This is a genomic window from Bradyrhizobium sp. Ken01 (assembly GCF_055807355.1).
The window spans coordinates 20,826-34,624 of record NZ_JBVVPC010000020.1 but is presented as its reverse complement, the minus strand read 5'-3'; the positions used below and the strand labels follow the sequence as shown (position 1 = coordinate 34,624).

Here is a 13,799-nt window from a genome sequence, read left to right as displayed (position 1 = left end):
GAGTAGCAAAACTTCAGCCCTCCTCCGGCGCCATCAACGGCCGCACCAAAGGTTCCTCGGGTGCGGCCATTTTCCCAACTCGCGTTCTCACGCGCGAGACGCGCGGGCAATCATCGGCTCCAACACGTCATTGAGTATGTCGACGCCGATCCTAGGCGCGATGCGGCCCGCGAAGGTCTCCAGTGCCTCACCAGCTGCACTAACGCATGCACAGAGCCTCCACAGGGCCGCGGGCGCCCATAGTGGCAAGGAGGCCAGCCGTGCGTCCCAGCGGACCCCCGCGTTACCCAAGGCCCATCCGGTGGTGAGAGCTGTGCGGACGAACGCAGCGGCGGCGTACTTTGTGGTGATGCTAGTGATCATGATGCGTGATGCTTTCTGTGTATCCCGGCAGCGACCCTACCGGCGGTACGCACTCAACTAGAACCTTATCAGCGCTTGCGGCTTGCCCGCGCTTTGGCTTCATGGCCCGTCTTCACCTTGGACAGGTCGAGGCCAACGTATTCGATGCTAGAGACGGCATCGCGCAGCACCTGCACACCCCAGCGCTCCAGCATCTCGTTGGCCCCGTAGCCTCTACTGACTGCTGACGTAGAGCCAGAGTGCCCCAACAGTGCCTCGCGGGCTTCCACATCCACCCGGCCCCTACGCAAGGCATCCTTCACGCCGTGCCGGAATGAATGAAACACGCGGTCAGTGTCGGTGTTGCCAACCGTTGTGCGTAGGTAGCGGCCCCACCACTTGGACCACGCGGCTAAGGCTCTGCCTTGATCCGGTGCGACGGTAGGAAATAGCCAAGCGTTCTCGCCATGGCGTCTGCGCTCTTCAACGTAGTCTAGGAAGCCCAGGCGCACGAGTTGAGGATGCACCGGGATCACGCGCTCCGAGACCTTCGTCTTCACCCGTTTGCCTGTCTTCCGGTCGGCGACAATGAACAGGAGCGGCGTATTCGCTTCTTGCCTGATGTTCGACGCCTTTAGGCCAGCAAGCTCGCCCTGCCTCGCCCCGTTGAACAAGGCCAGCAGGGGAAGCCAGACACCAGCGGCCCCCTTGGCCCCGGCCGGGCTCTCCTGACGTGTGAACAGCGGCGCATCGAATATCGCTTGAAGCTCCTTGATCGCGAACGGGCCGCGGCCGGATTGCTCTTCCTCCACGCGCATCTTCTGAAACGGGTCGGACCAAGGGACATCATCAGGGATCACACCATTGTGGTGGGCCCATCCTGCAATGGCTTGCACCGCCCCTAACTGCTTGTTCACGGTACCCGAAGAGACCTTGGGCGCCTCTGGGTGCGTCCGGCCCCATTCGCTCAGCTCGGGCAGACTGGCGGTGCGCAACGCTCCACGCCGAACGTTGGGCACCAACTGAAGCGCCTCACGGAAGGACCGTGCGTGGCTCTTCTTGATTTCAGCCACAGGCAAGTCCCCGTGGAGCTGAACAAACATTTCGATTGCGCGCTTGTATTCGTGGACTGTGCCTGGGGGCCGTACCCGCTCCTTTTCCCAGCCCTCCACCGCGCTTTTGAGCGTGCCGCCTGAACCGGGGGCTGCCACAGGTCCAACCGCGAGGGCCGGTGTATCCACGGGCTCCCCTGTGTTGCGCCGTCCGATATCCTGCAGCGCCTTCACGCGGGCTGCGAGCACTGCCATCCCCAGCCGCCTGTACGAGTGGCTCTTAGGGTCTAGGTTCACTTGAAACTCTTCGAGCGTCTCCTCGATGCTGAAGCGCACGTGGGTTATATCTCCCTTGGCCAGCGCTAGCTTCGCGTCTGCCAAGTCCCCAGCTAACGCGTGCTCCCGCTTGAACACCTCGCGGTCCGACAGACCCGCCTCGGGCAGTTCGCCCACTTCGAACGGAGTGTTGAAGGCTATCCCCGCTGCAGTGAGCTGGGCCGCTACACTCTGGAAGATTGGCTCAGAACCTGTGCCCTCCTGCCGCTCCTCATCATCAACGGACAAGAGCGAGGCGTAATAGAAGTCAGCCATCCGCTTAATCAGCGCATCGGTGAGCGACGGGATTACGGGCCGTTCTTTGAGCAGGGCCTCGGCGCTGAAGAGCGTCCTATTGAAGTCTGCCAAGACGTGCGTGGCGACAACGTTCGCCTCTTTCAGCACCTTGGTGCCGAGCGACTTCTTGAGGAAGACCTGCTTGGGCTTGGCGGAGCTGAGGACACGCGCAACGGCTTCTTGGAGGCGTTTGGGCACCTTCCGTTGGACGTAGTAAGTCCCGTGTCTATCCTTGATCAGTCCCGGCATCGCGCGCATCAAAAGCTACTACTTCCTGCTACCACCTGACAGCAGACAAAGCCATGATTTGCGTGATGTTTTTGATATCTCAGCGCTTCTAGAGCCGCTGGCGCTCCCTAGGGGAATCGAACCCCTGTTTCAGCCTTGAGAGGGACAACGGTCTGGTTGCTGGTTGGAGGGGTGCCGCACACATCGGGAAACCGTTCGCCCTTGATTTTCGACTAGACCAGCCTCTTTTACCCCGCGGCTTTGAAGGCGCCATTGCGTCGCACGCTTGAACGCCGCGCAATAGCTCGCCACTAGATGGGCTTCTTTTCTGCTCAGTCTTCCAGGATATTGCTCCGGTCAACCGCCAATTGCGGTTGCCCAGCTGAAATCGTCGTGAGCGCTCAACAACTTCATTGCAACAACAGCGACGAGAACGCAGATGATTTGCAACAACGTTCTGGTCGAGAACACTCTATTGACGAGCGCCATAATGCCGCCTTTAGCGCTGGTGACCGAGTCTGATTCCAAGCTTGAGTGCCTTTTGGCGGAGTGAGCCTTCGGAGCGCTTTGTGAGCTTCGCGATTTTTGCAACGGGCGTCTTTGCTTTCGAATGAGCACGCAGCTCTTTCACGTCAGCCTTCGTGTATTCACGGCGCGCAGTTTTCTTCTTTGTAGCCGTCTTCTTTGCGTTCTTCGCCACTTTAAGCTCCTCGATTCGAGAGTGGGCGTACTAGCACAGCCGCATTGAGGGGCAACTCTCGATCAGTTGTCTCTGAACCCTGGTCCGGGCGCGCTGTCCGCAAGTGGGCCAGCTCACAGTTGGGCTTACGCAATCTGTGATAGATTGGCTTTTTGCGCACTTTTGGGGGATGGTGTGAATGCCGAAGAACATTGTGATCTTTTCCGACGGCACAGGTCAGGCCGGCGGCATCAATTTCGACGAAGCGCGGACAAACGTTTACAAGCTCTACCGCGCCGGCCGCGTCGGCCCGGACAAGAAGGTCGAACCATCCGAACAGGTCGCCTTCTACGATGCCGGTCTCGGTTCTGCGTCTGATGGCGGTCATTTCAAGATTGGCTGGATGCGATGGCTGTACAATCTCGCCAGCATGGCGACGGGCCTGGGGATCACTCGGAACATTGTCGATTGCTACGCCGCTATCATCGCCCTGTATGAGGAAGGCGATCGGATCTTCCTGATCGGTTTCAGCCGGGGCGCCTACACGGTCCGATCGGTTGCCGGGGTCATGACGCATTGCGGCGTCCCGCGCCATATGCCCGATGGCTCGCCCTTGCGCCGCGATCCAAAGAGCATCCACAAGCTGGCCGAGCATGCGGTCAAGGATGTCTATCAATTTTGTCCATCCTACTCGCGTAAGATTCTTGGATACCGGCGGTTCCTGCTGGAGACTCGAGATGCAATCGCTGCACAATTTAGACGGCAGTACGGCAGTACAACCACCGTCAACGGCGCCGAGCACGCGAACGTCTTCCCCTACTTCATCGGCGTGTTCGATACTGTCGCCGCCCTCGGCCATAAATATCTGGGCGCGGCGCTCGTGACCGCCGGCATTGCGCTACTGATCGGGTTGCACTGGCTCGGTGGCTTCCTTCAGCCGGTCTTTCCATGGGCCGGATGGGTGGCCTGGATTCTGAGCTACCTCGGCATCGCCATAGCGCTGATTGCTTTTCTCATGAACTATCTGAAGATCGCGCCATCCTTGCCCGGCTATGGATTATGGAAGCGCCTCCAAACCGTGCATTTCGCCCCGCCGAAGCACAAATTCTACGACACTAGCCTCAATCCCAACGTGGGCTACGCCAAACATGCGATCTCGATCGACGAGAACCGCGCCGATTTCAAGCGGGTCGGCTGGTCGCCCACAGCCGAGAAGCAGGACCAACGAGACGCGCACGGTAATCTTTACTTCGAACAGGTCTGGTTTCCGGGCGTGCACGCCGATGTCGGTGGCGGCTATATCGAGAACGAGGCTCGGCTCTCAGACGTCGCGCTCAATTGGTTGCTCGCCGGAGCTTCGCTCATTCCGGGCGGCCTGAAACACGACGGCAGTGTCCTACGGCTGTCACCCGATCCTACCGGCCCCCAGCACAATGAGCAGGCGGGTGGCTTCCTCAAGGCGGCAGTTCGCGATCTTCCCATCGATCCCGAGACTGAGGAGTCGAGATCACCGATGCATAAATCGGTCTATCAGCGCTTCGAAGCAGGATCGGTTCTGCTCTACGACCGCAAGGCCGCCTATAGGCCGGACAACATGCGGATTCACGTCGACTTCAAACATTACTTCGACGGAAGCTCTGCGCAATTGCCCCAATGCGTCGCCGATGACATAGAACAGAAGTGGGAAAATGCCGGCTATGTCGGGCGGCTCTGACCCAGAAACAACAAGGAAGCGGTTCTGTCGGCCACTCTTCGAGTCGCCTTGGCCTCCGACGTGACTAGTAGAGTAGTTCACAATACCGCGAGTGGACTCGCCGGCCGGCCGCTAAAAACACCGTTTGAAAAACCGTTTTAGTTCGGTCGTCTCAAACGGTTCGCGAGGGTAAGTCATTGAAAGAGTTGGTGGGCGCACCAAGGCTCGAACCTGGGACCCGCTGATTAAGAATCAGCTGCTCTGAAACCGTCGCCGGTGGATTTACCCTGAATCGGCAGCGCCAGGCTGGCTCGAAGCTGGACCTCGGCGACAGCCTGGTCCGGAGACAAGCCGTCCGGAGGCTCCTGCCTCGCGATGTCCAACGCGCGCTCCCGGGCGTGAGGGTCGGCCCGCTCCTTTGCCCAGCCGTGCTCCTCGCATTCGTGGATGGCGCCCAGTTCCTGCAGCACGCTGAGCGCCCATCCGCGCAGCGTTCGGATCGCCGGTCGTCTTTCCTTCGTCATCAGCATCGAGCTTGCTCCTGCCGGGACGAATCCTTCGCCCGTCTTCTCGTTCCCGGCGGTTAGCACGCAGCAGGGATTCGCAATCGGCAGGGCTGAGGTTTGTCCCCGTGTTCCGCGGCGCTGTGCACAGCGCCACCTTCCGGTGCCGGCATGAGGCGCGGCCCAATGCCGTGCAGGCTGTTCGGCATTGCTATCCCGACGGCGGAAGGTGTAATTGCACTCGCGGGTACCCTGAAGTGGCAGGAGGGGTGCATGAGTAATTGGCTGGTTGTTCTAAAAGGGACAAGCTTGGCGAAGCGGACCCGAGCGCGCCGTGCTGCGCAGTACGTTCGAATGTCGAGGGAGCTCCAGCGCTACTCGCTCGCGAACCAGATGGCGGCTAGTGCAACCTATGCCGAGGCGAACACGCTCACGATCGTCCGCACATATCGCGGTGAAGGCCGGAGCGGGCTCCGGATCAAGGGACGGCCTGGTCTGATCGAACTGATCGAAGACGTTCAGTCGGGCCGAGCCGATTTCGACCACATCCTCGTCTACGACATCAGTCGCTGGGGTCGGTTCCAGGATGCGACGAGAGTGCCTACTACGAATTCCTGTGCAAGCGGAACGGCGTCCAGGTCGAATACTGCGCGGAGATCTTCAAGAACGACGGCACCTTTGTTTCCGGGATCGCGAAAAGCCTGAAGCGCGGCATGGCCGCCGAGTGGAGCGGGGAGCTCTCCGTCAAGGTGCACGCCGGACACTGCCGGGTCGCGAGCCTTGGATACCGCGTTGGCGCTCCCGTCGGCTACGGCCTCCGACGCTTGATGGTCGACGAAAGCCAGCATCCGAAGGCCTTTCTCGAAAAGGGGCAATTCAAGGCTCTGCAATCGGATCGCGTTCGGCTGCAACACGGCTCGACCGAAGAGGCCGCCGTGATCCGGGAAATCTTCGATCAGTTCGTCAACTGCCGGAAATCCTACAGCGACATCAGTCGCCAACTGAACGACGCGGGCATCGCCAATCACAACCGTCGGCCCTGGACCGACGGTATGATACCCACCATTCTCGGGAACGAGAACTACATCGGCAACACCGTCTACAATCGCACCTCAAGACGCTTGGGCCAGAAGCTGGTCAAGAATCCGGATAACGCTTGGGTCCGTGGCGCTGCGGTGATCGAGCCTATTGTGGACCAGGGCGCCTTCGCTCGCGCCCAGAAGCTGCTGGCCGAGCGCCGCGTGGAGATTCCGGAAGAAGAGATGCTGTTGCGCCTTCGTCTGACGCTCCGCCGGCGCGGTGAGCTCAACTCGCACATCATCAATACGACGCTGGGTCTCAATCACGTCTCCTCGTACGTGAAGCACTTCGGTTCGCTGCGGAAGGCCTATTCGCTGATCGGATACGTGTCGCCGCGCGACTGCGACTGGATCGATACCCGGGAGTTTTGGGCCGCCGAACAAGCAAGGCATGCCAGCGAACTCGCGGAGGCGCTGCGTGCCGACCTTGGCCTCCAGGTCGATCTTGTTCCGGACGGTATAGGGCTTGATGTCGGAGGCACGCGCGCGGTTTCGTTTCTCGTCGCGCGACGACTGGCGCATCGTGGAAAGGATCACGCTACGCAATGGAAAGCCTACCGAAGGAAGATCTCATCCGGCCTTCTCGCCGTGATGCGGTTGGATGTGGCGAATCGGGGGATCGAGGACTACGTGCTGTTGCCTGCCCCGCTGAGTTCGGGACGCTACGTCTGGCTCTCATCTGATTCCCTTCGTCGGCGTCGGGGCGCGCTTTACGAGGAAAAGGGGGCATTGTTCTGTGCCATTAAGGCAACGCTGGCAAAAACCAACCGTGCCGCCCCAACCAGCTCAGAACCGTCGAAAAAGCGATCGAAATCAGGCCGGCCCAAAGCCAGGGGCTTCGACGGGCGGCGCTCACGGTCCGGAGATACAAAACCGCTCCGATGAGCGTGCCGTAGTTCCTTCGGAAGTCACCATTCAATTTCGCAATCTTCGACAATTCCGAGGATGTATCGACGTCATTTGCCATCGGGCTGGCTCCTTCGTCTTACTAGGACCAGCGTCTTATGAACCACTGTTTTGCCCGACGGAGCAAGTAATATTTCGTCTTATCAGAAATAACATGATCGCAGTGGAACTTGGCCGGAAGCTTTAGAATTCTCAGATCCGGCCGCAGTCCAGGCACCTGCTTGGTTATGAATTGCTACGCTGCTTCGCGGTACCCCTCTTCGCTCCGCTTCTTGTTGATGAGGTTCAACAACTGCGCGGTGGCCCGCGCATCGCATAAGGCTCGATGATGATTGTCGAGCGAGATGCCATATATCTCGCAAAGCTTCCCAAGTCCGTAGGACTTGTGTCCCGGATAGCGCCGCCGCATTCCGGCGCACGTGCAGAGCTTCGGGAATCTGAAGCGCCGCGCAATCCTTTCGAATTCGTAGGCCATGAAACCATAGTCGAAGCTGACATTATGGGCGACGAAAATGCCGTCCCCCATGAACTCCATGAATCCGTCCGCCACCTCCGCGAACAAAGGTGCGTCCCGAACCATTTCGTTCGTGATGCCGGTCAGCTGAACGATCTTTGCGGGAATGGAACGTTGAGGATTGATGAGAGAATGCCACTCGTCGACGACACAGTGATTGCGAACCTTCACCGCGCCGATCTCGGTGATGCGATCGCCATTCGACCAGGAGCCGGTCGTCTCGATATCGATCACCACGTAGTCCTGCTGGGGGTCGAAACGATAATCCACCCGACCGATCTCGGCGATGATGCCGGCCGCGCCGAGCTGGCGGAGACGGGTCAGCTGGTTGCGGCGGATCACGTCCCCCTCGGCCTTGACCTCCATGAAGGACGCTTTGCGGTCCTGCACCAGCATCAGGTCGGGGAAACCGTCCCGCATGCCGCGGAAATCGTCGCACATGCTGCGGATGATGCTGGCTATGGCCGTCGGATCGCATCCCTCGAGCAGCGCGCGGAGCGCCTCGACTTGCACGTGATCCCAACTGAATATCCCATTCGGGCGGCCCCATTTTGCTGCGACGGTGCGGAGGATCAACGGAAGAGAAGCTCCGGATGCGATGGCGGCCAGTTTCTCGTCGATCGGCACGGCGAAGAGCCGACGGAAGCTGCGGTCCTTCAGGCAATGGGGTAGCCAGTCGAACCCGCTGGGCATCCGGGTGCTCTCGAAGAGCTCGTCCCAGAAGAGAAGGCCGAAGAGGGTGTGCCACAGCACATTCTCGGTGAAGAATACCTTGGTGCCTTCGCGCCGCAGAACGCCGGCGACGCCTGCTTCTGGATTGCCGCGATGGGTATCGTCGACAGTGATCGTTCGCCCGGACCGCAGCAGTTCGGTGTAGACGCCTGCGCGCCTCCCTCCGAACTTGCGGGCGTAAAAGTCAGTTGCGAAAACGTGCTCCCCGTCGCTGGCGGGATCATCGATCATCCGCTGCAGCAGCTCTTCGGCTCCGGTGCGATCCCCGGTATTGTAAAGCAGGCGAACCAGACGCTCGTTGCAGTCCGGCGAGCACCCCGCGCGGTAGAGCTGACGCGCAAGATCGCTCTCGCCCGCTTTCTCGAAGAAAAATCCGGTCTGATGAGCCGCTCGGCTGCGCAGGTCGTTGGCGTACTGTGTCCCGCAGGCAGGCCCGGACAGCACGTCGATGGCGGCCCGCCTGTGGACAGGCTCCGATCCGTCCTCAAGGCTGTCGAGAATCTGGCTGTAGTGGAACGAGGCAAGCGCCTCCTCGGCATCGGTGAAGCGTGCGCTGAACGCGGTCTCGCGATTAGTGCGGAGGATACCCAGGTCCCGCAGCGCAAAGTTCTTGAGGTTCACCTCGGTCTTGCCGAAGTAGAGATAAAGCAGGAATTCGATCGGCCGGGTGCCGTCGAGAGCGATGAATTTCCTGGCGCTGCAGTGCTGCGCGGCCGTCGAGAAGGGGATCTGCTCGAGATAATAGTCGATGAACTTGGCTTTGGCCCAAGACTTGCGGACGTCTTTACGCCCAGCCGCCTGTGCCCCCGTGAAGAGGACATCCTTGGGAAGACACGCGACGAACCCGGCATAGTCGACTTCGCCGAGCACCCGGGCATGACCGACCATCATCAGATCCGACGTCGCCTGCTCGATATCGTCGATCTCGGGGTACTCGAACAGGGACCGATTGAATATCGCACCACGCCGATTGATCATGCGGATCAACAGGCATCGGGCATCTCTCGAGAGGCCCTCGAAGCGCGCTATGAACGCGTGATGATCCGGGCCAAGAACGGGTTCGTACGTTCGCTGCACGAACCCGAGCATTTCGGCGAAATGGTCGAGATAATAGTAGACGGGCAGTTGCGGCAGTTTAGCCAAGCGGACCTTCGCGGTGGGAATCGTTTGTTCTATTTTTGTTCGAATGATATGGGTGAAGTCAAGCGGAGACGATGAGCTGTATCAGCCCCCGTGTCATTTCGCGGAATGTGTGTGGCTCGCAAAGCCGGAGTCTGGCTTAGCGATGCAGAGCCACTTCTCACTGTCGCTGCCGACTAACGGCCGCGATGCACAAGGCCCGGTATCGATTTTCGTAAAATTTAGCGGATGCGGCCCGCGCCACGATTCAAGCCGTCTTTGGAAAATCTACTTAGGATTGGTCGCGCGACATTAGCCGACGAACGAGTGCCTGCTGGAGCTAGCGACGGGCACCACAGCCAGCCCCGAGGGATGAATGATACGCACAGTCGTGTTCTTCTTTGCCGCGCTCTGCGTTTCCGGCGGCCTAGCGGCGGCAGCATGCGCTTCGGAAGCGAATGCCCCGCGCTGTCAGCAGTTCGCCGAAACCCGACTGTGCGGCGAACCAGCATTGGAGTTGCCGGCGCAGGTCGTGGCAGAGGTTCGCGACCTTGCTGACCAATGCAAGGAAGTCGGCGGCAAGCCTCTTTTCGGCCCAGCAGTTGAACACGGTCGACTGACAAGCGGTCCCGAGTTCTGGACCGTTGATGAGGTTACGCTTGAGTGCGAGGGCGCCTGGGGTCTGTTTTCGAATGCTCACGGCTGGAATTCGGCAATCTTCGTCACCCCGTCAGGGGGAGCGATCAAGCGTTTCGCGGTGCTGGGCTTCGGGATCAAGTCGGAGCCCGGCGCAGATTCGTCAAAACTGTGGGCGGCCGTGGCCGGCGCGAATTGCGGTCAGATGCACGCTCGCAGCACCGCCGAGATGATCGGCTGTGAACGCGAGCTCTTGTGGCGCGCGGACTCTCAACGGTTGGACTTCGCATCCCTGTCTCAAGCCCGCTTCACGACTGCTTCCACGCAAGAAAACCCGCCTGCGCCTGCGGCCCCAAAGGCGGACAATGTTGCACAATTGCGTCTCGCGGCGCTCTCCCCTGCGGGGCCTGTAACGCGCGTCTACACAAAAATCAATGACGTTCGTGCAGATCGATACGGGATCTGCAAGGTCGTTCAACGAAGCGGCACCAGCGATAATCCGGTTCTGGAAGAGCGTTGCCCGCCGGGTCCGGATGGCTGGACCGTGAGCATGTTCTCTGCTGATGCTCGCGAGTATGTGCACTTCGGGCGCACGGCTAAGGGCGGCAAAACCGTCTCCGATGCATTGGAAGGGGCGTTCGCCGAGCCAAACAATGTAATTGAATGGAGAGTTCTCAACGGCAAGCCCTTCGCCGCGATCCATAGATACTTCCTCGACAATCGTCAGGTGCTGACGATCCACCGATTACAAGCTGACAAGACCTCTTGTGTGGCTGCGCTCGTCACCGTCCGCAAAGGCGTGGATGCAAACGACCAGGCCATAAAGATTGCGGACAGGCTCGGAACCGAATTTCAATGCAGCCGCGATCCACTCGTAGTGGGTTGAGGCGAGATGCCGCTTACTTCTGCGACACCCCTTAAACGAACTTGCCCTGAGAAGCCCCTCTGACGCAATGTCGCGGTTTCGATCGGAGTAGAACTTCGGCTCGCCCCAAGTGGCCTTGGGCTTGCGAGCCGGCGTGGTTAGTTTCGCCTTTCGGGCTCACCACGGTGTCCAACTTCTTAGAGATCGGCTAGAGACCGTGCGTGAGCAGCCGGTGCCCGCCCTCAGTATCGATTACTGGGCGCTACCTCATATGTGAGGTGCCGCTATTGGGTGCCGCTAACGCCGTGCTTGCTGGCGCTGCCTAGGGGAATCAAACCCCTGTTTCAGCCTTGAGAGGGTAAATTCGATCCGCTTGATGATTCTTGTGAGGAGAGCTCTGCGATAGGACTTTGGGATATCAAGCCGGGCTCGGCTGCATGAGCAGGCGCTGCTGCACCAGTTTCGCCCCAGAAACGACCCTGCCGAAGCGCAACGAACCCGACCCGATTCAAACAAAACCTCAGCAAAATCAGCAAAGCCGATCGTTATCCCGCCGCTCATAACGGTCTGGTTGCATGTTCGAGTCCACTGACCGACCAGAGGAATCCGCGGCCCCACGAGGCGAGGGTCGGTTCGCCGCACCAGTTACGCGCCTATCTTGAATCCCGAGGGCGGCGGACAAATGTCCGCCGGGGTATCCTGTTCGTACGCCAAAGAAGCCAAATTCCCTACGCGCAGTGAGGAATGCTTCCCGCCTGTACCTTTATCCGTTCATTTTGCTTGGCCAACTTCGCTCAAAAAGCCAGAAGTGGCGAGGCATTATGCGTTTGCGTCCCCAGAGCATGCAGCCACCCTATTCTTCGACCGAGGTCGCGACAGCGATTGGCGTCTCTCTAGACACGTTCTATCGCACGCGCCGCCTCAGGCACGAGCGCGATGGCTTGCCTTCGCCGATCAGCGAGCGAGGACCGCTGAAATGGGAACGCACCGGCTTCGATGCTTGGCTTACCCGACACCATCCTATGCGCCCAAAGACGATCGCTAATGACGCATTCGCGCCACCGCCGACAGCAAGCGACGAGGAACACCGCGAGCGCCTGCACAGAGCCTACGGCCAGCACAGCGCTTGACAGACTAGATCGCGCTAGATTCCAATGGGTGCCATCTCCTACTGGCACTGAGGCTCTTTATGGCCGATCCCAAATTTCCCCATGTGAAGTGGCGTGATGGCCGTCCTCGCTCGTCGCACGGCGCTTATGCCAGGGCACTCGGCTTTGTCGACGCCGACTTGCGCCATCCGCCGTACGATGGAAAAGGACGTCCCGTCGGTGCGTGGTTCAATCTCCAAGAAGCCTCAGACTTTTCAGACAAACGAAAGTCGGAAATCGAGGCGGCTCGCCGTGCCGGCAAGCTGCCGAAGAAAATTACGATCCGGAAGCGTTCTACGATCGAAGATCTTTTGGACGATTGGAGCAAGTCGGTGGAGTTCAAGGCGTTGTCGTCCGCCTCGCAATCTTCTTATCGCAAATGTATCTCCGCTATCTTGTACCGACCGCAATCACGCGAATCCGCGGCAAAGATGCGTGCCGAAATCCGTGCCGCCAAGCTGCTCGGCGTAGCCGAGCCCGCACGAGAACTCGAGCCGATTGCGACTGCCACTCCGACGTCAATCGGCAAACCGGAGTTCCGCGCCTTCTATAACTATGCAAAATCGGCTCGCGGCCATCATATGGCGCTATCGATGATAGCCACGCTCTCAGCGGCATTCAGTTGGGGACAGGAAAGCGTCTTGTGGCGTCTCGGACCCAACCCGCGAGAAGGCATGGAATTCGATCATCCAGAGGGACGTATCGTACAGGTTGCGATGTCCGAATTTTCCGCGTGGGTCGCAGCGGCCGATGCGATCGAACGGCCTTCGGTCGGGGACAGCTTCCATCTGGCTTTGTTCACGGGGCAGCGCCAGACTGACCGTCTAATGATGCGCAACGAGAGCGACGTCGAGGGCCGGCACGCGTTTCGGCAGAGCAAGACTGGTGAGCTTGTCGACATCAAGGAGGCGCCACAACTCAGCGCACGACTAAATGCCTCGCGTGCACGAATAAAGGAACTCAAGCTTCGGCTTCAGCTGGATAAGGTGCCACCCGAGCTCGTGGTCAACGAGGACAATGGTGAGCCTTATGACGAGAGTACCTATCGCCATTGGGTGTCGACGGCACGGGCCGTCGCTATCTTCGGCTTTCTCGCGCGCGACAACGCGCGCCAGGCAATTGTCCGTGCAGAGCGACTGAACGCCGAACTGATTAAAAACGTCGACAAGCTGTTCGCCCCCTTTCCTCTCGATGAGGAGAATAAGGCGCAGCGCGCTCGAGCGGTCGATCAGCGCAAGGGCGCATTATCGGAATGGCTGGATGCGCAGACCACACGCGACAGCAATGGGCATGAGACAGCATGGCGTCTAAAGCCTTGTCCCGCGCTGATGTTCGTCAACGGCGCCGGCGAACTCGACCAAAAGCACGACCAAGACCTCCGTGATACCTGCGTCATGCTTCTCGATCGGGCTGGCTGCGACTTGCTGACGATCTGCGACATCACTGGGCATTCATACCGAAGTGCGCAGACCATCGTGAAGCACTACCGCGCCCGCAATGCGGCTCGCGCCGATTCCGGTATCGACAGGCTTGAATTGCAGGTGCGGAAGGAAGGCATGAAGAGCTGAACGCAGACCGGTGGGTCTCGTGCTACAGTGATGGATGGGCTTCGGTCCCAATTATCCGACTCGTCGCACGGCGTGCGACGTACGACCATTAAAAGCGTCGCACGAGACCCGGTTTGTTCTGCC

At 59.6% G+C, this 13,799-nt stretch carries 9 protein-coding genes; 5 read left to right on the top strand and 4 right to left on the bottom strand.

All coding sequences use genetic code 11. The features are described 5' to 3' along the window. Nucleotides 1-431: 431 nt before the first annotated feature. The gene (locus tag AC0L3S_RS19780; protein WP_473280660.1) at nucleotides 432-2,264 is read right to left on the bottom strand and encodes a DUF6538 domain-containing protein; all 1,833 of its coding nucleotides are present in this window, start codon (nucleotides 2,262-2,264) and stop codon (nucleotides 432-434) included. Nucleotides 2,265-2,733: 469 nt separating this feature from the next. Continuing rightward, a complete protein-coding gene (locus tag AC0L3S_RS19775) occupies nucleotides 2,734-2,934 on the bottom strand; it encodes a hypothetical protein (RefSeq protein ID WP_473280658.1) in 201 nt (66 codons plus the stop codon). Between the two features lie 178 nt (nucleotides 2,935-3,112). Here AC0L3S_RS19775 and AC0L3S_RS19770 point away from each other — a divergent pair, with 178 nt between their 5' ends. Further along, nucleotides 3,113-4,627, top strand: coding sequence for a DUF2235 domain-containing protein (locus AC0L3S_RS19770; RefSeq protein WP_473280655.1), 1,515 nt, complete (start codon nucleotides 3,113-3,115; stop codon nucleotides 4,625-4,627). 224 nt (nucleotides 4,628-4,851) lie between these two features. Here AC0L3S_RS19770 and AC0L3S_RS19765 read toward each other — a convergent pair whose 3' ends face one another. Further along, nucleotides 4,852-5,136 carry a hypothetical protein gene (locus AC0L3S_RS19765; RefSeq protein ID WP_473280653.1) on the bottom strand — a complete coding sequence of 95 codons (285 nt, stop codon included), beginning with the start codon at nucleotides 5,134-5,136 and terminating at the stop codon, nucleotides 4,852-4,854. 144 nt (nucleotides 5,137-5,280) lie between these two features. On the opposite strand from AC0L3S_RS19765, the gene AC0L3S_RS19760 reads away from it, so the two are divergent. Beyond that, complete coding sequence (locus AC0L3S_RS19760) at nucleotides 5,281-5,814, top strand: recombinase family protein (RefSeq protein ID WP_473280651.1); 534 nt, start codon at nucleotides 5,281-5,283, stop codon at nucleotides 5,812-5,814. Between the two features lie 8 nt (nucleotides 5,815-5,822). Beyond that, entirely contained in the window at nucleotides 5,823-7,073 is a 1,251-nt protein-coding gene (locus AC0L3S_RS19755) for a recombinase family protein (protein ID WP_473280648.1), read from the top strand. A 256-nt stretch (nucleotides 7,074-7,329) separates the two neighbouring features. On the opposite strand, the gene AC0L3S_RS19750 is transcribed toward AC0L3S_RS19755, so the two are convergent. Continuing rightward, nucleotides 7,330-9,483 (bottom strand): 3'-5' exonuclease, encoded by a 2,154-nt coding sequence (locus AC0L3S_RS19750; protein ID WP_473280646.1) that lies wholly within the window; start codon nucleotides 9,481-9,483, stop codon nucleotides 7,330-7,332. Nucleotides 9,484-9,835: 352 nt separating this feature from the next. On the opposite strand from AC0L3S_RS19750, the gene AC0L3S_RS19745 reads away from it, so the two are divergent. Together AC0L3S_RS19745 and AC0L3S_RS19740 are read left to right on the top strand one after the other, a co-directional pair. After that, on the top strand, nucleotides 9,836-10,981 hold the full coding sequence (locus AC0L3S_RS19745; RefSeq protein WP_473280644.1) for a ubiquitin family protein: 1,146 nt from the start codon (nucleotides 9,836-9,838) through the stop codon (nucleotides 10,979-10,981). Nucleotides 10,982-12,149: 1,168 nt separating this feature from the next. Further along, nucleotides 12,150-13,676 carry a site-specific integrase gene (locus AC0L3S_RS19740; RefSeq protein ID WP_473280641.1) on the top strand — a complete coding sequence of 509 codons (1,527 nt, stop codon included), beginning with the start codon at nucleotides 12,150-12,152 and terminating at the stop codon, nucleotides 13,674-13,676. Nucleotides 13,677-13,799 lie beyond the last annotated feature (123 nt).